The organism is Clostridium sp. (assembly GCF_030532265.1).
In the GTDB taxonomy this organism is placed as follows: Bacteria; Bacillota; Clostridia; order Clostridiales; family Clostridiaceae; genus Clostridium.
Window position 1 is genome coordinate 97278 of record NZ_JAUNLM010000001.1, and the last position, 21210, is coordinate 118487.

Below are 21210 nucleotides of genomic sequence, written 5' to 3' on the forward strand. Positions count from 1 at the left end.
TAGAATGAAATATATATAACTACTTAAGGAGGACAAAAGAGTGAGAATAATAGCTGGAAAGGCAAGAGGACGTAAATTATTATCACCACCAACATATGAAACAAGACCGACTCTAGATAGAGTAAAAGAGGCTATGTTTAGTATGATTCAAGGATACATACCTGATGCTAGCGTTATAGATGTATTTGCTGGAACTGGTAGTTTAGGATTAGAAGCTGCAAGTAGGGGAGCAAAGGAATGTTATTTATTTGACAAAAGCAAGACAACATTTCCTTTACTTAAGAAAAATGTTGAAAATCTTAAATTCAATGATTTTTGTTTCCCGATGAATATAGATGCTTATGATGGATTAAGAAGTCTTGCAAGAAAAGGTAAAAGATTTGATTTAATCTTTATAGACCCACCATATTGTAAAGAAATGATTCCAGAAGCTATAAAAATTATAAAAGAAAATAATTTATTGCTTAATGATGGAATAATTGTAACGAAAATAGATAGTATAGAAGAAATATATGAAGGATATCAAGATATTAAGCTTTTAAAAAGTAAAAAATATGGAAATACAACAGTTTGCTTCTATGAAATAGAAGGAGAAGAGGATTAATGAAAGAAGCTATATATCCTGGAAGTTTTGATCCTATAACTAATGGACATTTAGATATTATAGAAAGAGGCGCTAAAATTTTTGATAAGATAGTTGTTGCTGTTCTTATAAATATAGATAAAAAAGGTTTATTTAATATAGAAGAAAGAGTTGAACTTATAAAACATGCAACTTCTCATATTAAAAATGTTGAAGTTATAAGTTTTGAAGGACTTCTTATTGATTTATTAAAAAAGAGAAATAGTAATCTTATAATAAAGGGGCTAAGAAATAATGTTGATTTTGATTATGAAGCACAGATGGCCCTTATTAATAAAAATTTAGATTCTGATGTTGAGACTGTTTTTATGATATCATCTCCTAACAACTCATTTATAAGTTCATCAGCAGTTAAGCAAATTGGTAAGTTTAATGGTAATATAGATAATTTAGTTCCTGAAAATATTAAAGAGTATATACTAAAGAAAATAAAAAATAATAAGTAGGGGGTATATATGGATAAACAAGAAGCTAACGTTTTAGAATATTTAGAATATTTATTAGATACTATAGAAAGAGCGCCAAAGGTTCCTATGAGCGGTAAAGTTATGGTAGATAAAAAAGAGTTTATGGAAACTATTGATGATATTATAAATTGTTTACCTGATCAATTTAAAAAAGCTCAATGGGTTATGAATGAAAGAGAAAGAATTTTAGCTGAGGCTAAAAGAGAATATGATTCAGTTAAAGAAGAAACTATGATTCTTATGAGACAAAATATTGAAAATCATGATATTGTTAAAGAAGCTAAAATAAGAGCTCAAGAAATATTAGCAACTGCAAAAAGAGAATCTAAAAACTTAAGAGTAAGTGCTAGAGATTATGCAGATGAAATATTAACTGATTTAGATGAACAAATGGAAAATAAAAAAATGGAGCTTATAAAATCGCTTCAAGTAAGCTTTGAGGATACAGCTAGGGAAATTGATGAAAACCTTACAAAAGCATGCTCCATTGTAAAAGAAAATATAAAAGAATTAAGATCTATGGATTAGTTTTTTAGCTTTTTTGAATTATTTTTAACAATGTATTGAATAATAAAAATAATAATTAAAAATATTAATATTGGCAATAAGTAATTAATTAAGTAATTAGAAACAAAAAAATTATTAGATGAATATGTTTCTATTGATTTAAATACTATATTTGACAATAAAAAAGTAAAAACAAAGCTAAAAATTCCTTGTATTAATTTTAAAAATACATATCTAAAAAAAGATACATTATGTTTTCCTATAAAGGAAAATGTTTGAGCTATTATAGATATGCCCGAGAATGAAGCTAAAAAGCTTATTATAGCTAATTTAAAGTGTATTGACATGGAACTAGATGAAATTATGCTACAACCATTTGTTAGTTCAATACTACCTAGAAATGTTCCGTACAACATATTTCTTGGTATATTGAATAAATTTTCTATATTAAAAAATATGTCTTTTATGAAGTTTATATTTTTTAATATAGATATAATTACAGAAAATGCTACAACGTACGAGCATACAGATAATGTTGTATTTAATGCATCTTTAATAGATTTATCTAATGCAACACTAAAACTTATTTCTTTAAAAGAAGTCTTCTGCGCATTAAATTGATGCATAGAGGACTTTTTCATTGTTATTATTGCAATGAAAAATATAGATAAATAATTACTTATAAGTAAAAAGTAGCCGTATTTTGGATCTCCAAGTAATGAAGCACCAACAGACCCTATTAAAAATATAGGTCCTGTATTTGATGCTATATTTATAAGCCTTATATAATCTTTTTTTTCAATATCACCATTTTCATATAAATTGCTACTAAATTTAGCTCCTAATGGATAACCACATAAAATACTACCAACTAAAGGAAAAGAACAATTTGATGGTAATTTTAATGGTTTGCATATAAGAGGACCTATTAATTTAGAATATGTTGATATTCCATCATAGCATATAAGTAAATTGCATATAAGAGAAAATGAAAATATAGTAGGAATTATAGCTTTAAAGCAAAGTCTTAATCCATCTAATGCTGCATTAATAGATGCTTCAATATTACTTACAAATAATATTATTAAAACAGTTATAAAAAAACAAAAAATATTGTTTTTATAAATATTACAAAACTTAAATAATAAAACTATAAAAATAAATATAAAGAAACATAAAATAAAAATATAAATATTATTCACGAAATCACTCCCATCAATAATATTTATATGCACATAATATAGCAAACTTTACTTATGTATATAAGGGGTTTTTAAATAATCTTCAATAGGAGATATTGATTTATTTAAAATTGAATAAGCTTTTGTACCAAGTAAGTTTATTTTTAAAATATCATCATCTATATGTTTTGGAATCTTATTTAATATTTTTAAATTAGATTTAGACTTAATTTCTTTTAATATTTTCATACCAGTAGAATTAAGAGCAAGAGGTCTTATAAATTTAAAATCATAATTTTTAATGTTAGTTAAATCATATTGCTCAAGTCCTATGAAGAAACTTGTAAGAATTCTATTTATTCTTGTATAAGTATATCTTTTACTTTTAATATTTAGTATAAGCTCATTTATACATTTAGAATTAATTATTTCTTTTTTTATTTTATTATCTAATCCTTCAGATAAATCATTTATGTTTTTTAATTTAGAATCATTAGTTAAGATTTTATATTTTAAAAATTCAAACATATCATTTTCAAATACAAAATTATAATTTTTATTAAATAAGTTTTCTAATTCTTTATATGTTTCTAAAGGTATAGAATTTTTTAAAATATTTAAATTCATATTTTCTTTTAAACATTTTCTTATAGAAGTAGCTGAAGAAAATGTTTTGCTCAAATTTAAGTCATTATAGTTATTACCTTCACGTTTAAGTGTAAAGGGCTTTATTTTGCTATCTAATTTTATAATAGATTTTATATATTCTATTGCTAATATATTATTTGAGTTTGATAAAATTTCATATACATTGTCATTTGGCAAAATAGAATTTAGAGAATTTGTTCTTGCTGTATGAAAAGGTATACCTTTTTTTATATTATCTTTTAAATTTTCTTTATATTCAGTAGATTCAAAAGCTAAAGAATGTGCTATTTTAAAAAGATTATTTAAATTTCCACTTTCACTTCCGAAATATATATTATTTATACAATTTAAACTGTTTAAAAGTTTGACTCCACCAAAAGCAAAATTTTCTGCAGAAGATAATGAATATACAAGTGGTAATTCTAAAACTAAATCTACACCGTTTAAAACAGCAATTTTAGCTCGTGTATATTTATCTATAATAGCAGGTGTTCCTCTTTGCATAAAATCTCCACTCATTACACAAACTATACCATCAGAATTTGTATCTTTTATTGCATTTTCAAGATGGTATTTATGACCTAAATGGAAGGGATTATATTCAGTTATAATACCTGTTAAATTCATATAAAATCCTCCTTTAATACTAAAATAATACTCATAGTATATCATATAATTTTTAAAGTGGCACTTTTAAAGGGGAGAGGATAAATATTCAGAAAATTTGCAGTATTTCAAATCTAATGAATTCAATGAAACGGCAAAAAAATGTCCTTTAAAGGTTGAAAATTTGCATCAATTAGGAGTATATTAATATGTGAAGATATACACGGATCTTTGAAAGGAGAAATGAACATGGAACTTATGAACAAAATATGGGAGGCTGCAAAGTCTGATAAAAAAAAGATAGTCCTTCCAGAAGGCGACGAGGCTAGAACGGTAGTTGCTGCTAGAAAAATATTTGATGAAGGAATAGCTATACCGGTTTTAATAGGTAATAAAGAAAGAGTATTACAATCTGGTAAAGAGCAAGGTGTTAATCTTGAAGGAGTAGATATAATAGATCCAGAGACATCACCTAAGCTTAATGAATATATAGAAGCTTTTTATGAGTTAAGAAAAAATAAAGGTATGACAATGGAAAAAGCTGAAAGAATAGTTAGAGATCCTCTTTATTTTGCTACAATGATGGTAAAACTAGATGATGCTGATGGAATGGTTTCAGGTGCTGTTCATACAACAGGAGATCTTTTAAGACCAGGTCTTCAAATAATAAAAACTGCACCAGGAGTATCAGTAGTATCAAGTTTCTTTATAATGCTTGTACCAGGATCAAAATATGGAGAGCAAGGTATGCTTTTATTCTCTGATTGTGCTGTTAACCCAAATCCTAATTCAGATCAATTAGCTGCTATAGCAATTGCAACAGCAGAAACAGCTAAGAATCTTTGTAAAATGGAACCAAAGGTTGCAATGCTTTCATTCTCAACTATGGGTAGTGCAGATCATGAATTAGTTGATAAAGTTAGAACAGCAACAGAAAAAGCTAAAGAATTAAGACCAGATTTACAAATAGATGGAGAATTACAATTAGATGCAGCAATAGTTCAAAAGGTTGCAAATCAAAAAGCTCCAAACAGTAAAGTTGCAGGAAATGCAAATGTATTAGTATTCCCAGATTTACAAGCTGGAAATATAGGATATAAATTAGTTCAAAGATTTGCTAATGCAGAAGCTATAGGACCTGTATGTCAAGGTTTTGCAAAACCTATTAATGATTTATCAAGAGGATGTAGTTCAGAAGATATAGTTAATGTTGTTGCTTTAACAGCAGTTCAAGCACAAGCTTCAAAATAGTAATAGCAATTAGTAGTAGAAATTAGACGTTGATAAATTTTTAAGGGGGATCTCAAGATGAAAATATTAGTAATAAACTGTGGAAGTTCATCATTAAAGTATCAATTAATAGATATGACTAATGAAGTAGCATTAGCTCAAGGATTAGTTGAAAGAATAGGAATAAATGGTTCAATTTTAACTCAAAAAGTTGAAGGTAGAGATAAATATATAATAGAACAAGAAATGAAAGATCATAAAGATGCTATAAAATTAGTTTTACAAGCATTAGTTGATGAAAAACATGGCGTTATAAAATCAATGGATGAAATAGCAGCTGTTGGACATAGAGTAGTACATGGTGGAGAAAAATATTCAAAATCAGTGTTAGTTGATGAAGAAGTTATGAAATGTTTAGAAGATTGTGTAAAACTTGCACCACTTCATAACCCACCTAACATAATAGGTATAGAGGCTTGTAAGGCTTTAATGCCAAATACACCTATGGCTGTAGTATTTGATACTGCATTCCATCAAACAATGCCTGAAGAAGCATATATTTATGCTATACCATATGAATATTACAAAAATAATGGCGTAAGAAGATATGGATTCCACGGAACATCACATAAGTATGTATCACAAAAAGTTGCAGAAACTATGGGAAAAGATATAAAAGATTTAAAAATAATAACTTGTCACTTAGGAAATGGTGCATCAATTACAGCAATTAAAGATGGAAAATCAATAGATACATCAATGGGATTTACACCACTTGACGGAATAGTTATGGGAACAAGATCAGGAAGCATAGATCCTTCAATAGAAACTTTCTTAATGTCAGAACTAGGATATTCATCACAAGAAATAAATGATATATTAAATAAAAAATCAGGTATTTTAGGAATTTCAGAAGTAAGTTCAGACTTTAGAGATGTAAAAAATGCTGCTTATAATGAAAATAACAGCAGAGCGCAACTTGCATTAGATATATTTAGTTATAGCGTTAGAAAGCAAATTGGTGCATATGCTGCTATTATGGGTGGAGTAGATGTAGTAGTATTTACTGCAGGAGTTGGAGAAAACTCAATAGAAACTAGAGAAGATATAGTTAAGGGATTAGAATTCTTAGGAATTGAATTAGACACTGAAAAGAACAAAGTGTTTGGAGAACTTAAAGAAATATCAAAAGATGGTAGCAAAGTTAAGATATATGTTGTACCAACAAATGAGGAATTAATGATAGCTAAAGATACATTAGAATTAATAAAATAGTTAATATTAATAAAAAATCTTGACTTTTTATGTCACCCTTTATATAATAAATTGTGTTTGTTCAGTAAATATTTTAAGCTAAGGGGTGAAAAAGAGCTTTCGCTCGAGCTATGTCGCTAGTTTAGTGATATAATGTGTCTTAGTGGACATGAGGATTTTTATCCAGAGCATGAAATTTATGAAATTACAATTTTCTAGTCTTTTTTCAAGAAAAGAAAGAGAAAAGAATTTTTCTTATGATTTTGATATGAAAAAATTTCACTTTGAAGGAGAAGTAGTTGAACCAGTATCTAAAGTTTTAGTTAATGGAACTATATATTCAAAGGAGAAAGAGATTGTAGTTAGACTACATGTAAAAACAGAGCTTAAGCTTTGTTGTTCAAGGTGTTTAGATACCTTCATCTATCCAATAGATTTTGAAATAGAAGAAAGGTTTACAAATGTTGACGATTCATTAGATAATGATGTAATATTTGTAAAGGGTGATGAATTAGACATCACAGATTTTGTTGAAAGAGAAATAATTTCAACCTTACCAATTAAAAAGCTTTGCAGTAATGAATGCAAAGGCCTTTGCCACAAGTGTGGTAAAAATCTTAACATTGAAAATTGTACTTGTGACAATGATGATATTGATGTTAGATTAGCAGGTCTTAAGGCACTGCTTGAAAATAAGGAGGTGTAATCAATGGGATGTCCAGCAAGAAAAACATATAGAGCAAAGAGAGATTCAAGAAGAGCTCAAACTTTCAAAGCGAGCTTACCAGGAATAGTTGAATGCCCACAATGTCATGAAATGAAATTAGCTCACAGAGTTTGTAAGAGCTGTGGATACTACAAAGGTAAAGAAGTAGCAGCTTCAGAAGAATAAAAGAAAGTCTTATGACTTTCTTTTCTTTATATATAGAAAAATATATACAAAAAGGGGTGAGTTAATTGAGAATAGCAATAGATGGAATGGGTGGAGATAATGCACCTAAAGCTGTTGTAGAAGGTGTTATAGATGCTTTGAAGGAATATAATGATATAGAAGTATATATAACAGGTCCTGAAGAGAAAATAAATGAAGAATTAAATAAATATTCTTATGATAAAAATAGAGTTAAAGTAGTTAATGCTACTGAAATAATATCTACAAATGAACATCCGGTTATGGCACTTAGAAGAAAAAAAGATTCTAGTATAGTAAAAGCATTAAACTTAGTGAAAGAAGGTAAATGTGAAGCTGTTATCTCAGGGGGAAGTACTGGCGCATTTTTAGCGGGATGTACTTTGATTGTTGGTAGAATAAAAGGAGTTGAAAGACCAGCTTTAGCTCCTATAATGCCAGGCAGAAGAGGTAAGTTTATGATAGTTGATGCAGGTGCAAATGTGGATTGTAAACCTAATTATCTTGTTCAGTTTGCTAAAATGGGTAAAATATATTATGAAAATGTATTTAATAAAAAAGATCCAACTGTTGGTCTTATAAATATTGGTGAAGAAGCTGAAAAAGGTAATGAACTTACAAAGGAAACTTATAAACTTTTAAGCAATGAATCATTAAATTTTGTAGGTAATGTTGAACCAAGAGAGATACCAACTGGAGAAGTTGATGTTTTAGTTTGTGATGGATTTGTAGGAAATACTGCTCTTAAATTATATGAAGGTGCTGCAATGAATTTACTTGGTATAATAAAGGATACTATAATGGAAGCATCTTTTATGCCTAAAATTGGAGCAGCTCTTCTTAAACCAGTTTTTAAGAAACTTATGATTAAATTTGATTATAAAGAAGTTGGTGGAGCTCCTTTCTTAGGAGTAGATGGAATTTGTATAAAAGCTCACGGAAGTTCTGATGGAAAAGCTTTTAAAAATGCAATAAAACAGACTACAATTTTTTATAAAGGTAACGTAATAGAGAAAATAAAAGAAGAAATAAAATAAAAATTATTTTATTAGAATATTGACTGTATATTTAATATATAATATTATCTAAGGGAAGGATTCAGGAGGTGATAATATGTTTGAAAAGATTCAAGAGATAGTATCAGAAAAATTAAGCATAGATAAAGATGAAATAACAATGGATTCATCATTTATTGATGACCTTAATGCAGATTCATTAGATATAGTTGAGTTAATAATGGCATTAGAAGATGAATTAGATATGGAAATTCCAGATGAAGATGTTGAGGGATTCAAAACTGTTGGAGATGTTGTAGAATACGTTAAAAATCATGTTGAAGAATAGTAAAATCCCGCCTTTATTGCGGGATTTTATATTTAAAAATATAATAAAAGAATTAATGTAGTTTATTCTTGAATTTGTTTAAAGAGCAAACTGAAGAATAAACTTAGAGGAGTGAGGATATATGAATAAATTAAAGGTAAAAGAGTTCGAAGAAACTCTTGGAGTAAAATTCACTAACCTAAGTTATTTGAGAAAAGCATTAACACATAGTTCATTTGCTAACCAGTATAAGGATACAGAATATAATGAAAGATTAGAATTTTTAGGAGATTCAGTTCTTCAATTATGCATAACAGAATATTTATTTAAGAATTATACTGAAAAATCTGAAGGGGAGCTTACAAAAATCAGAAGTTTAATTGTTTGTGAAAATTCTCTTTTTGAAGTAGCAAAAGGATTAAATTTAGGTAATTACATAAGAATGAGTAAGGGAGAAGAACTTACAGGAGGAAGACAAAGAACTTCAATACAAGCGGATGCTGTTGAAGCTGTCTTAGCAGCTATTTATTTAGATAAAGGATTAGAATTTACAAGAGCATTTATTTTGAATAAATTTAAAGATATAATAGATAAAGCTATAAATAATGAAATAATATTAGATTTTAAAACTAAATTACAAGAACATTTACAAAAAAATGGTGAGGTTCAAATAAAATATGATTTAGTTAAATTTGAAGGTCCTCCACATAGAAGAAAATTTTACACTAGAGTTTTAATAAATGATGAGTGTATGGGAGAAGGTGAAGGATATTCTAAAAAGGAGGCAGAACAAGCTTCTGCAAAACAAGCCTTAGAAAAAATGGGGGTAATAAATGAGTAAAAATTATTATATTATACCTATTTTTGTTCCTCATGAAGGTTGTCCTCATAATTGTGTGTTTTGTAATCAAGATAGGATAACAGGTGTAAGAGATAAGGTTGATGGAACAAAAGTTAAGGAAATTATAGAAGAATATTATCGTACTATAAAAAATAAAGATGCAACTATCGAAGTATCTTTCTTTGGTGGTACTTTTACAGCTATAAAGGAAGAAAAGCAAAGAGAGTTATTATCTGTTGCTAAAAGATATAAAGATTTAGGAATAGTAGATAAAATAAGAATGTCAACTAGACCAGATTATATAAATGATTATATATTAACTTATTTAAAAGAATATGATGTTGATATAATAGAATTAGGAGTACAATCTTTAAATGATGAAGTATTAACTGCAGCTGGTAGGGGACATACGGTAGAAGATGTAATTAATGCATCTAAGCTAATAAAAAAGTATGGAATAGTATTAGGACATCAGTTAATGCCAGGATTACCTAAATCAAATAAAGAAAAAGATATAAATAGTGCTAAATTATCAATACAATTAAAACCTGAAATAGTAAGAATATATCCATCTTTAGTTATTAAAGATACTCCTATGGAAATTATGTATAATAGAGGAGAATATACTCCTTATACATTGGATTTAGCAGTAGATGTTAGTAAACAAATATATTTTATGTATAAAAAAGAAGGAATAAATGTTATAAGAATAGGACTTCAGCCTACAGATACTATAAATGAAGGTGGAGATATTATAGATGGTCCTTTTCACCCTGCATTTAGAGAGCTTGTAGAAAGTAGCCTTCTTATAGATAAAATAAAACAAGAAATTATAAGTGATAATTTGGAAATTTTAATTAATAATAGAGATGTTAGTAAGTTATATGCTAATAAGAAATATTATTTCAACAAGCTAAAAGAAGATGGTTATAATATTACTGTTAAGATAACTGATGATGTTGAAAAGGGAAAAGTATTAATTAGAAATATAGTAGAAAAAAATATAGAAATTTAAATGAAACGAGGGTTTTGCTCTCGTTTTGTTTAAATATAATTAAATATAGAGGTGATATAATGAGAAAAAAAACTAGAGAAAAAATGCAAATTGCTCTTGCAGTTTTTTTAGTTTTGGTATTTTTAATATCCTTGATACCAATATTTATATAAAGGAGTGGAATTTGTGTTTTTAAAATCTTTAGAGTTAAGAGGATTTAAATCCTTTGCAGATAAAACAGAGTTGAAGTTTAAAGAGGGAGTTACAGCAATAGTAGGTCCAAATGGTAGTGGAAAAAGTAACATATCTGATGCTGTTAGATGGGTTCTTGGTGAGCAAAGTGTAAAAACTTTAAGAGGCGGAAAGATGGAAGATGTAATTTTCTCTGGAACACAATACAGAAAGCCTGTTGGACTTGCACAAGTTTCTCTTACTTTAGATAATTCAAATGAGGTTTTACCAATTGATTATAACGAAGTAACTGTAACTAGAAGAATATTTAGATCAGGTGAAACAGAATATTTATTAAATAATAGTAAATGTAGATTAAAAGATATAAATAGTTTATTTATGGATACTGGTATAGGAAAAGAAGGGTATTCTCTTATAGGACAAGGTAAAATAGAAGCTATTTTAAGTGGTAGACCAGAAGATAGAAGAAATTTATTAGAAGAAGCATCTGGAATTGTTAAATATAAATTTAGAAAAAATGAAGCTGAAAAAAAGCTTTCAAATACAGAAGAAAATTTAATTAGAATAAGAGATATAATTTCTACATATGAAGAGCGATTAGAGCCTTTAAGAATAGAGAGAGAAAAGGCATTAAAGTTTAAAGACTTATCAAATGATTTAAAAGAAAAAGAGGTTTCTTTAATAGTAAATAATATTAAAATTATTGAAAGAGAAATTAAAGAATTTAATAAAGAATTAGATGATAAGAAAAATGAATTAAATGCAAAAAGAGAAGATCTAAATTTAAAAAAGCAAAAATTAAAAGATATAGAACAAAGCTTAGAAGAATTAGAAAGAAAAAGCACTGAAGAAAAGCTAGAGTATTTTAGAAAAAAAGAAGATATAACAAAAGCAAATAGTGATATTGAATTACATAATGAAAGAATTAATAATTTAAATAAAACTATTGAAAAAAATAAGTTTGAGAAATATGGATTAAACAGTAAGATTTTAGATATAAATAAAGAAAAAGAATTTCTAAAAAAAGAACTTTCAGAAAAGAAAGAAGAAGAAAAAATAAAATTATTAGAGATTGAAAAATTAGAAGATGATATTAAATCTATATCTTCAAAAGTAAAAGACATAGAATTAGAAATTAATAACTTAAAAAAGAGTGAATTAGATTTAATTAAAAATAATTCTTCAATAAATAATAAAATAACTGAAATAAAAGGTGAAATAAAATCTAAAGAAGAAAGAAAGTATAAAATTGATGAAGAAGTTAAAAGTATAGATAATAGCTTAGGCATTAACAGGTCAACAATTAATGGATTAACATTAAAAATTGAAGCACAAGAAAAAGAATATGAAATACTAAATAATAAATTAGTAGAAAATAAAAATAATTTATTAAAGATAAATAGTTTAATAGCAAATAAAGAAAAAGAATCAAAGTTTTTAAGTATTTCATTAAGTAAATATGAAGCAAATAAATCTATGCTTAAAGACTTGGAAAATGGATATGAAGGCTATAATAGATCATTAAAGAACCTTATGGATAGAGTAGATAGGAAATTAACTCCTCATACTGAAGGTATAAAGGTGTTAGGTGAGGTATTTACTGTTCCTAAAGGATATGAAACTTCTATAGAAACAGCACTTGGATCTTCTATATCTAATGTTATTACAGAGACAGAAAATATAGCTAAAGATCTTATAAATTATTTGAAAAATAATAAATTAGGTAGAATAACATTTTTACCACTTAACATAATAAATGGTAGCAAGTTAGAGGTTAATGACAAAGTTAAAAATATAGATGGATATTTAGGTATTGCATCAGATATAGTTCATTTTAATCATAAATATACAAAAGTAATTAACTATTCTCTTGGTAGAACAATAATAGCTAAAGATATGGATAGTGCTTTCAAAATTGCTAAAATAATAAATTATAAATATAGAATTGTTACTTTAGAAGGAGAAATACTAAATGCTGGTGGAGCATTGACAGGTGGTAGTATAAAGGGAAAAACTACTAACATATTAAGTAGAAAAAGAGAAATAGAAGAAATACAAGAAAAAATAAAAGAAACTAAATTAAAATTAGATGAAACTTCAGATTATATAAAGGAAATCACTAAAAAGAGAAAAGATATAGATGAAGAGGTTTTAAATTTAACAGATAGTATGCATGCTATAAAAATAGAGCTTGCAACAAACAAAAACGAACTTATGAATTTAGAAAATCAGATTAAAAATCTAAAAGAGAATAATTTAAAGGCAAAAGATGAGAAAGATTTAATAGAAATAGATTTGAGTGATTTAAAACTTAAGCTTGAAGAATTAAGTAGTAGTATATTAAGCTTAGCAAGTGAAAATGAATTTAATAAACAAAAAGAATTAGAATTAGAAGAAACATTAAATAATAAAAAATTATATTTAAATAATCTTAATAATAAACTTACAGAAGTAAAGATAAGTATTGCATCGATAAATGAGCTTATTTCAACAAAAAGTGCTGAAATAATAAGAAAAGATTCTGATCTTAAAGAAATTAATTTGAAAATTGAAAAGATTAACGAGGAAAATTCAGAAGCTACTTCAAGTATTTCAATTAGTAAAGAAAAAATTCACTATAATATAGAATTAATAAATAAAAATAATGAAAGAATTGAAAACCTTGAAGAAATTTTTAAGAAAAACGATTTGAAAAGAGGTATGCTTAAAGAAGAATTTAGTGAAATAGATAGCTTAATAAGTGAAATAAGAGATGTTTTAACTAAAGAAGAAGGCGAACTTAATAAAAGAGAAATACTTAAAGCTAAAAGTGAAATGGAAATTGAAAATCATTATAAAAAGCTTAATGAAGAAATGAATTTAACATATGAAGAGGCAAAAGAAATAGCTAAACCTATAGAAGATTTAAGTAGTTTTAAAGATTTTATAAGTTCTATAAAGAGAAAAATATCAGCTCTTGGTATTGTAAATCTTGGTGCTATATCTGAATATGAAGAAGTTAGTGAGAAATACGAGTTTATGTCATCTCAAGAAGAAGATTTAGAAAAGTCAAAAAATGAATTACTTTCAGTTATTGAAGAAATGACAGAAAAAATGAGAATTTTATTCAAAGAAAATTTTAAAATATTAAATAAAAATTTTAATGAAACTTTTAAAGAATTGTTTAAAGGTGGAAATGCTGAACTTATATTAGGGGAAGGTGATGAGCTTACAGCTAATATAGATATAAACGTTATGCCACCTGGGAAAAAGCTTCAAAATATAAATTTAATGTCAGGAGGAGAGAAGGTTTTATCTGCAATAGCATTATTGTTTGGTATACTTAAAATGAAACCTACTCCATTTTGTATATTAGATGAAATAGAAGCCGCCTTAGATGATGCAAATGTCTATAGATATTCAGAATTCTTAAAAAGATTTTCAGAAAAAGGAATACAATTTATAGTAATAACACACAGAAAAGGAACTATGGAAGTAAGTGATATAATGTACGGTGTTACTATGGAGGAAAAAGGAATATCAAAGGTACTATCAGTTGATTTAAATAAATAGTTATTATGGAGGTAAGATAATGTTTGGAAAATTATTTGATAAACTAAAAACTGGATTAACAAAAACTAGAGATGGGTTACAAGATAAAATAAATGAGGCTTTAAATTTAGCTGTAACTATAGATGATGACTTATATGAAGAATTAGAAGAAATTTTAATAATATCAGATATAGGTATGGACACAACTATAGAAATTATAGATAGATTAAAAGTAAAAATAAGAAAAGAAAAAATAAATGATCCTCAAATGGTAAAACCAGCTTTAAAAGAAGTAATAACAGATATGTTACTTGAAGGAAGTGAAGATGAAGAATCAAATGATTCAAATGAAAAAGAAGTATTATTAGTTATAGGTGTAAATGGTGTTGGTAAGACAACATCAATAGGAAAGCTTGCAGCTAAAAATAAAGCAGAAGGTAAAAAAGTATTATTAGCAGCAGCAGATACATTTAGAGCTGCTGCAATAGATCAATTAGAAGTTTGGAGTGAAAGAGCCTCTGTTGATATAGTTAAACAAAGTGAGGGTTCAGATCCAGCAGCTGTTGTTTTTGATGCAGTTCAAGCAGCAAAGGCTAGAAATGTTGATCTTTTAATATGTGATACAGCAGGTAGATTACATAATAAAAAGAATCTCATGAATGAACTTTCAAAAATAAACAGAATAATTGATAGAGAATACAGTGAAGCTAAAAAACAAACATTATTAGTGTTAGATGGAACAACAGGTCAAAATGCTGTTATACAAGCTAAGCAGTTTATGGAAGCTTGCCCTATAGATGGTATCATATTAACTAAATTAGATGGTACAGCTAAAGGTGGGGTTGTTATATCTATAAAACAAACTCTTAATATTCCAGTTAAATATATAGGAGTTGGAGAAGGTATAGATGATCTTCAGAAATTTGATGCTAAAAGCTTTGCAGAAGCACTATTTTAAAAAATAATAAAATTTTTTATAGGTGTTAAGTAAAAATACTTGACACCTATAAATTTATTTGGTATCATCTCTTTTGTGGTAAGGTGATTATTATGATGGAAGATAGGGTTGAGATTTCATTATTAATGGATTTTTATAAACCATTATTAACTGAAAAACAAAGAAATATTATGGAATTATATTTTGATGATGACTTATCCTTAGCTGAAATTGCTGAATTAAACAACACAAGTCGTCAAGCAATCCATGATCTAATTAAAAGGTGCTATAAGCAACTTTTAACCTATGAAAACAAATTGAACTTACTTCAAAAGAGTATAAATCGAGAAGAAAAAATTATAAAACTTCTTAAAAACTTTAAAGAAAAGTATTCTATTTCTGATAAAGAATATGATATGCTTAAGAAAGAGCTAGAAGATTTATAATATTAGGAGGTTTAGTATGGCTTTTGAGGGATTATCAGAAAAGCTTCAAAATACCTTTAAAAAATTAAGGGGAAAAGGTAAGCTTAATGAAAAAGATATAAAAGAAGCTATGAGGGAAGTAAAGCTTGCTTTATTAGAAGCAGATGTTAACTATAAAGTAGTAAGAAAGTTTGTTAAAAGTGTGAGTGAAAAGTGCGTTGGAAGTAATGTTCTAGAAAGCTTGACACCAGGACAACAAGTTATTAAAATAGTTAACGATGAACTTACTGAACTTATGGGAGGAAGCGAAAGTAAAATAAATTATTCAAGTAGTGGAACTACAGTTATAATGCTTGTAGGTCTTCAAGGGGCTGGTAAAACTACAATGTGTGGTAAATTAGCATTAAACCTTAGAAAGAATAATAAAAAGCCGCTTCTTGTAGCATGTGATATATATAGACCTGCAGCTATAAAGCAATTAGAAGTTGTAGGTAAGCAAATAGACATACCTGTATTTTCAATGGGAGATAAGGTTAAAGCTGTTGATATTGCAAAAGCTGGTATAAAGCATGCTAAAGATAATGGTAATAACGTAGTTATTATAGATACAGCAGGTAGATTACATATAGATGAAAGCTTGATGCAAGAACTTAAAGATGTAAAGTCAGCTGTTAATCCTTCAGAGATTTTACTTGTAGTAGATTCTATGACAGGACAAGATGCTGTAAATGTTGCAGAAACATTTAATAATGACCTTGACTTAACAGGGGTTATATTAACTAAACTTGATGGTGATACTAGAGGTGGAGCGGCACTTTCAATTAGATCTATCACTGAAAAACCAATAAAATTTATTGGTGTTGGCGAAAAGATGAATGATTTTGAAGTTTTTCATCCAGATAGAATGGCATCAAGAATACTTGGCATGGGAGATGTATTATCTCTTATTGAAAAGGCTCAATCTGCAATAGATGAAGAAGAAGCAGCGGATTTTACAAAGAAAATGATGAATCAAGGCTTAAATTTTGAAGATTATTTAACTGCAATGGAGCAAATGAAAAAGCTTGGACCGCTTAATAAACTTATGGAAATGATACCTGGAGTAAATTCAAAAGAGTTGCAAGGTATTGATTTTGATCAAGGTCAAAAGCAAATGGAAAAAGTTAAAGCAATAATTCTTTCAATGACATTAAAAGAAAGAAGAAATCCATCCCTTGTAATAAATAATTCATCAAGAAAAAAGAGAATTGCAAAGGGTGCAGGTTCAACAATTCAAGAAGTTAATAAACTTATTAAAGGATACGAAATGATGAAAAAGAATATGAAACAAATGAAATCATTGCAAAAGGGAGCCAAAAAAGGTCTCTTAGGTAAGTTACCTTTTATGAGTTAATATATAATTATTTTTTAAAGGAGGTGAAATTAACATGGCAGTAAAAATTAGATTAAGAAGAATGGGAGCTAAAAAAGCACCTTTCTATAGAGTAGTTGTTGCTGATTCAAGAAGCCCAAGAGATGGTAGATTCATCGAAGAGATCGGATACTACAATCCAGTTTCAGAACCAGCAGAAATAAAAATAAACGAAGAAAAAGCTAATAAATGGTTACAAAATGGTGCTCAACCAACAGATGTAGTTAAAAAGCTTTTCGTAAGAGCAGGCCTAAACAAGTAATACTAGGAGGTGAATTCTGCAACTTAGTATATAACTAGATGCAGGACACTATGAAAGAATTAGTAGAAGTAATAGCTAAGTCCCTTGTAGATAATCCAGATGAAGTTACAGTAAATGAGATTAAAGGTGAACAATCAATTATACTAGAACTTAGGGTTGCACAAGATGATATGGGCAAAGTTATTGGAAAACAGGGAAGAATAGCGAAAGCTATTAGAACCGTAGTAAAGGCTGCAGCAATAAAAGAAGAAAAAAGAGTAGTAGTTGAAATTATTTAAAGAGTTAGGTGAAGCCTAACTCTTTTTTATAATAAAATCATATAAAGTATAAAATTTTTAATTATAAAAAAGAGGTGATAAATATATGAGAGAATTTTTTAAAGTAGGGAAGATTGTTAATACTCATGGGTTAAAAGGTGAGGTTAAAGTTATACCTTCTACTGAAGATGTAAATAACTTTAAAAGATATGAAGTTATTTTTATTGATGGAATAGAGAGAAAAATATTAGGTGTAAAATTTCAAAAAGATAGAGTTATATTGAAAATTGAAGGAATAGACTTTATAGATGATGCAGAAAAATATAAAAATAAAATTATAGAAGTACCAAGGGATATGGAACCAGAACTTCCAGAAGATACTTTTTATGCTAGAGATCTTATAGGAATTCATGTATTTGATACAGAAGGAAATGATCTTGGGCCTATATATGATGTTATAGAAACTAAAAATAATGATGTATATTGGATAAGAGAACCAAAAGAATTATTAATTCCTGTACTTAAAGATATAGTTTTAGATATTAATTTAGAAGATGAAAAAATTATTATAAGACCTGTAGGAGAATGGTTAGATGAAGATTAGTATATTAACTCTTTTTCCAGAGATGTTTTCAATATTTAACCATAGTATTATAGGAAAAGCACAAGAAAAAGGACTTATAGAAATAGAAACTTTAAATATAAGAGATTATACTAAAAATAAGCATAAAAAAGTTGATGATTATCCTTATGGTGGTGGTGCTGGTATGGTTATGGCACCTCAGCCTGTAATAGATACTATAAGAGAATGTAAAAAAGAAAACAAAGGAAAAGTAGTTTTTTTAGGACCTAGAGGAAAGAAATTTAATCATGACCTTTCAAAAGAATTAGCAAAAGAAGATGAATTAATATTTTTATGTGGGCATTATGAAGGAATAGATGAAAGAATATATGAATACATAGATTTAGAAATTTCTATTGGAGATTTTATATTAACTGGTGGAGAAATGGCTGCTATACCAGTTATTGATTCTGTTTTAAGGCTAAAACCTGGAGTTTTAGGTAAAGAAGAAAGTTTTATGGATGAATCTTTTTCAAATGGATTATTAGAATATCCTCAATATACAAGGCCTGAAGAATTTGAAGGAAAACGAGTTCCGGAAGTACTTTTATCAGGACATCATGAAAATATTAGAAAATGGAGAAGATTACAATCTTTAATCATTACAAGAGATAGAAGGAAAGACTTATTTGATAAAATAGAATTAACAAAGGAAGATAAAAAAATATTAAAAACTTATAATAAATAAATTATTATAAGTATGCATATTTGATGAAGAAATTATATTTAGGTATATATTTAATAAATAAATTATTGCAAAGAGATATTTTTTATGATAGAATATGCTTTGTGCTAGTACGGGCGGTCCTCTTCTGGATTTTAAGCTCCGGAATGAACGTCAAATTAATTTTAGGAGGGAATGCACAATGAACGAAATTTTAAGAGCAATCGAACAAGAACAAATAAGAAATGATTTACCAAGCTTCAACGTTGGGGACAACATAAAAGTTCACCAATTAATAAAAGAAGGTAACAGAGAAAGAATCCAAGTATTCGAAGGAACTGTTATTAAGAAGCAAAACGGTGGTTTAAGAGAAACTTTCACTGTAAGAAGATTAGCTTACGGTACAGGAGTTGAAAAAACTTTCCCAATGAACGCTCCAATGATTCAAAAAATTGAAGTGACTAGAAGAGGTAAAGTAAGAAGAGCTAAGTTATTCTACTTAAGAGATAGAGTAGGTAAGGCTGCTAAGGTTAAAGAATTATTAGTAAGATAATTAACCATAAAGAAGAGGCTTAGAAGTAAGTCTCTTTTTTTTCTATAAATAAATTAAAGGAGGAATTTTTTATGGCAATAAACTGGTTCCCAGGGCATATGAAAAAGACTCAAAGAGAAATAAAAGAGAATTTAAAAGTTGTAGATGCAGTTATTGAAATTAGAGATGCAAGAATACCAAAAAGTTCTGCTAATCCTGATATAGATAAATTAGTTGGAAATAAACCAAGATTAATACTTTTAAATAAAAGTGACTTAACTGAGTCTAAAGTTACAAGAGAATGGATGAAATCTTTAACAAAAGATAATGTTAAAGTATTAGAGGTAAACTGCTTAAAAGGAAGTGGACTTCAAAAAATAAAGCCTGCTCTTAATGAATTATTAAAAGAAAAACATGATAGACTTAGAGAAAAAGGATTAAAAACAATAATGACAAGGGTTATGGTAGTAGGTATACCTAACGTTGGAAAGTCAACATTTATAAATAAAATGGCTAGAAATAATATAGCACAGACTGGAGACAGACCAGGTGTTACTAAGAGTAAGAGATGGATAAAGACATCTATGGATGTTGAAATGTTAGATACACCAGGAGTTTTATGGCCTAAATTTGAGGATGATGAAACTGCATTAAATCTTGCTTTTACAGGAGCTATAAAAGATGAAATTATGGATATTGAAGATTTGGCATATAGATTAGTTGAAAGATTACAACAGTATTATCCAGATGAATTAATGGAAAGATATAAAATAGATACAATATACGATAATCCATTGGAGACTTTAGATGCTATAGCTATAAAAAGAGGTGCTATAATGAAGGGGCGCGAAATTGATTATAATAGAATAGCTGTTATATTATTAGATGAGTTTAGAGGCGGAAAAATAGGAAAGATATCATTAGAAAGACCTTAATAAAGGAGGTTTGAATTTTATGAATCTTTTAAAAGATAATTTATCAGAATTTAGTTATAAAGATATAAAAAGTGAATTTGATAATTTAGAACTTAATTTTAAAACAGATGATATAAATATTTTAAGTAAAATTTTATTAAATGATAAAAGGAAAAATGTTCAAAGTTTAGGTAATAAAATATTAAAAGAAAAAAAGAAATTAGAAGATGAATTTATAAGAGTAAAAAAAATGTATGATTTTGATAGAGGGTTTGCTAAAGGGAAAGTACTTGCAGGTGTAGATGAAGTAGGAAGAGGACCACTTGCTGGACCAATTGTATCAGCTGCTGTAGTTTTAGATTTAGATTCTTTAGATGATATTATACTTTACTTAAATGATTCTAAAAAATTATCTGAACATAAAAGAGAAGAACTTTCAGAAATAATAAAGGAAAAAGCATTAGCTTATTGTATTAGTGAATGTTCTAATGATGAGATTGATGAAAAAGGTATAGCTTATTGTAATAACAAAATATTTTTAGATGCAACTTATGGGCTTTCAGAAAGACCAGAAATAGTTTTATCTGATGGATACAATATAAAAGGTATAGAAATAGAAAATAAATTTGTTATAAAAGGTGATACTAAAAGTGCTAGTATAGCTGCAGCATCTATAATTGCAAAAGTTTATAGAGATAATCTAATGAAGGATATTTCCAAAAAATATCCAGAGTATGGATTTGAAAGCAATGTTGGATATGGAGCTAAGAAACATTTAGATGCATTAAAGGAATTTGGAGCTACACCTATACATAGAATGAGTTTTTTAAGGAATATACTATAAAAAGTAGTAATAGCA

At 27.4% G+C, this 21210-nt stretch carries 23 protein-coding genes and 1 pseudogene; 22 read left to right on the forward strand and 2 right to left on the reverse strand.

The window, feature by feature from the left end; translation table 11 throughout:
* Nucleotides 1–37: 37 nt before the first annotated feature.
* The 3 genes and pseudogenes from rsmD to Q4E08_RS00525 all read left to right on the forward strand — a co-directional run.
* Nucleotides 38–604 (forward strand): annotated as a pseudogene (gene rsmD, locus Q4E08_RS00515) (16S rRNA (guanine(966)-N(2))-methyltransferase RsmD); the annotation flags it as partial.
* Nucleotides 604–1089: a pantetheine-phosphate adenylyltransferase gene (gene coaD, locus Q4E08_RS00520; RefSeq protein WP_303127033.1), complete on the forward strand. Its 486-nt coding sequence runs from the start codon at nucleotides 604–606 to the stop codon at nucleotides 1087–1089. The pseudogene rsmD and the gene coaD, both read left to right, overlap by 1 nt.
* Nucleotides 1090–1098: 9 nt before the next feature.
* Entirely contained in the window at nucleotides 1099–1638 is a 540-nt protein-coding gene (locus Q4E08_RS00525) for an ATPase (RefSeq protein ID WP_303127035.1), read from the forward strand.
* Here the strand turns inward: Q4E08_RS00525 and ylbJ are convergent.
* Entirely contained in the window at nucleotides 1635–2819 is a 1185-nt protein-coding gene (gene ylbJ, locus Q4E08_RS00530) for a sporulation integral membrane protein YlbJ (protein WP_303127037.1), read from the reverse strand. The genes Q4E08_RS00525 and ylbJ overlap by 4 nt on opposite strands.
* A gap of 48 nt (nucleotides 2820–2867) precedes the next feature.
* Nucleotides 2868–4073 carry a nucleotidyltransferase gene (locus tag Q4E08_RS00535; RefSeq protein ID WP_303127039.1) on the reverse strand — a complete coding sequence of 402 codons (1206 nt, stop codon included), beginning with the start codon at nucleotides 4071–4073 and terminating at the stop codon, nucleotides 2868–2870.
* 228 nt (nucleotides 4074–4301) lie between these two features.
* Here Q4E08_RS00535 and pta point away from each other — a divergent pair, with 228 nt between their 5' ends.
* The 19 genes from pta to Q4E08_RS00630 all read left to right on the forward strand — a co-directional run bounded on the left by pta (nucleotide 4302) and on the right by Q4E08_RS00630 (nucleotide 21195).
* Nucleotides 4302–5303 carry a phosphate acetyltransferase gene (gene pta, locus Q4E08_RS00540; protein WP_303127041.1) on the forward strand — a complete coding sequence of 334 codons (1002 nt, stop codon included), beginning with the start codon at nucleotides 4302–4304 and terminating at the stop codon, nucleotides 5301–5303.
* A gap of 57 nt (nucleotides 5304–5360) precedes the next feature.
* Nucleotides 5361–6557 (forward strand): acetate kinase, encoded by a 1197-nt coding sequence (locus Q4E08_RS00545; protein ID WP_303127043.1) that lies wholly within the window; start codon nucleotides 5361–5363, stop codon nucleotides 6555–6557.
* Between the two features lie 178 nt (nucleotides 6558–6735).
* A complete protein-coding gene (locus Q4E08_RS00550; RefSeq protein ID WP_303127045.1) occupies nucleotides 6736–7242 on the forward strand; it encodes a DUF177 domain-containing protein in 507 nt (168 codons plus the stop codon).
* Nucleotides 7243–7245: 3 nt separating this feature from the next.
* Nucleotides 7246–7428: a 50S ribosomal protein L32 gene (gene rpmF / locus Q4E08_RS00555; RefSeq protein WP_024614622.1), complete on the forward strand. Its 183-nt coding sequence runs from the start codon at nucleotides 7246–7248 to the stop codon at nucleotides 7426–7428.
* A 65-nt stretch (nucleotides 7429–7493) separates the two neighbouring features.
* Nucleotides 7494–8483 carry a phosphate acyltransferase PlsX gene (gene plsX / locus Q4E08_RS00560; RefSeq protein WP_303127048.1) on the forward strand — a complete coding sequence of 330 codons (990 nt, stop codon included), beginning with the start codon at nucleotides 7494–7496 and terminating at the stop codon, nucleotides 8481–8483.
* Nucleotides 8484–8559: 76 nt separating this feature from the next.
* Complete coding sequence (gene acpP, locus Q4E08_RS00565) at nucleotides 8560–8790, forward strand: acyl carrier protein (RefSeq protein ID WP_303127050.1); 231 nt, start codon at nucleotides 8560–8562, stop codon at nucleotides 8788–8790.
* Nucleotides 8791–8911: 121 nt separating this feature from the next.
* Entirely contained in the window at nucleotides 8912–9610 is a 699-nt protein-coding gene (gene rnc / locus Q4E08_RS00570) for a ribonuclease III (RefSeq protein ID WP_303127052.1), read from the forward strand.
* Nucleotides 9603–10625: an elongator complex protein 3 gene (locus Q4E08_RS00575; RefSeq protein WP_303127053.1), complete on the forward strand. Its 1023-nt coding sequence runs from the start codon at nucleotides 9603–9605 to the stop codon at nucleotides 10623–10625. Before rnc ends, Q4E08_RS00575 begins: the two co-directional genes overlap by 8 nt.
* Nucleotides 10626–10790: 165 nt before the next feature.
* Entirely contained in the window at nucleotides 10791–14348 is a 3558-nt protein-coding gene (smc, locus tag Q4E08_RS00580) for a chromosome segregation protein SMC (protein ID WP_303127055.1), read from the forward strand.
* Between the two features lie 19 nt (nucleotides 14349–14367).
* A complete protein-coding gene (ftsY, locus tag Q4E08_RS00585; protein ID WP_303127057.1) occupies nucleotides 14368–15285 on the forward strand; it encodes a signal recognition particle-docking protein FtsY in 918 nt (305 codons plus the stop codon).
* A 95-nt stretch (nucleotides 15286–15380) separates the two neighbouring features.
* Nucleotides 15381–15710 carry a putative DNA-binding protein gene (locus tag Q4E08_RS00590; RefSeq protein ID WP_303127198.1) on the forward strand — a complete coding sequence of 110 codons (330 nt, stop codon included), beginning with the start codon at nucleotides 15381–15383 and terminating at the stop codon, nucleotides 15708–15710.
* Between the two features lie 16 nt (nucleotides 15711–15726).
* Complete coding sequence (gene ffh / locus Q4E08_RS00595; RefSeq protein WP_303127059.1) at nucleotides 15727–17082, forward strand: signal recognition particle protein; 1356 nt, start codon at nucleotides 15727–15729, stop codon at nucleotides 17080–17082.
* Between the two features lie 34 nt (nucleotides 17083–17116).
* The gene (gene rpsP / locus Q4E08_RS00600; protein ID WP_024614630.1) at nucleotides 17117–17362 is read left to right on the forward strand and encodes a 30S ribosomal protein S16; all 246 of its coding nucleotides are present in this window, start codon (nucleotides 17117–17119) and stop codon (nucleotides 17360–17362) included.
* Between the two features lie 50 nt (nucleotides 17363–17412).
* Entirely contained in the window at nucleotides 17413–17640 is a 228-nt protein-coding gene (locus Q4E08_RS00605) for a KH domain-containing protein (RefSeq protein WP_024614631.1), read from the forward strand.
* 85 nt (nucleotides 17641–17725) lie between these two features.
* Nucleotides 17726–18223, forward strand: a complete 498-nt coding sequence (gene rimM, locus Q4E08_RS00610; protein ID WP_303127061.1) for a ribosome maturation factor RimM — start codon at nucleotides 17726–17728, stop codon at nucleotides 18221–18223.
* Nucleotides 18213–18929 (forward strand): tRNA (guanosine(37)-N1)-methyltransferase TrmD, encoded by a 717-nt coding sequence (gene trmD / locus Q4E08_RS00615; protein ID WP_303127063.1) that lies wholly within the window; start codon nucleotides 18213–18215, stop codon nucleotides 18927–18929. Before rimM ends, trmD begins: the two co-directional genes overlap by 11 nt.
* A 178-nt stretch (nucleotides 18930–19107) precedes the next feature.
* Nucleotides 19108–19458 (forward strand): 50S ribosomal protein L19, encoded by a 351-nt coding sequence (gene rplS / locus Q4E08_RS00620; RefSeq protein ID WP_303127065.1) that lies wholly within the window; start codon nucleotides 19108–19110, stop codon nucleotides 19456–19458.
* A 71-nt stretch (nucleotides 19459–19529) separates the two neighbouring features.
* Nucleotides 19530–20372 carry a ribosome biogenesis GTPase YlqF gene (gene ylqF / locus Q4E08_RS00625; protein ID WP_303127067.1) on the forward strand — a complete coding sequence of 281 codons (843 nt, stop codon included), beginning with the start codon at nucleotides 19530–19532 and terminating at the stop codon, nucleotides 20370–20372.
* Nucleotides 20373–20391: 19 nt separating this feature from the next.
* Complete coding sequence (locus Q4E08_RS00630) at nucleotides 20392–21195, forward strand: ribonuclease HII (protein WP_303127069.1); 804 nt, start codon at nucleotides 20392–20394, stop codon at nucleotides 21193–21195.
* Nucleotides 21196–21210 lie beyond the last annotated feature (15 nt).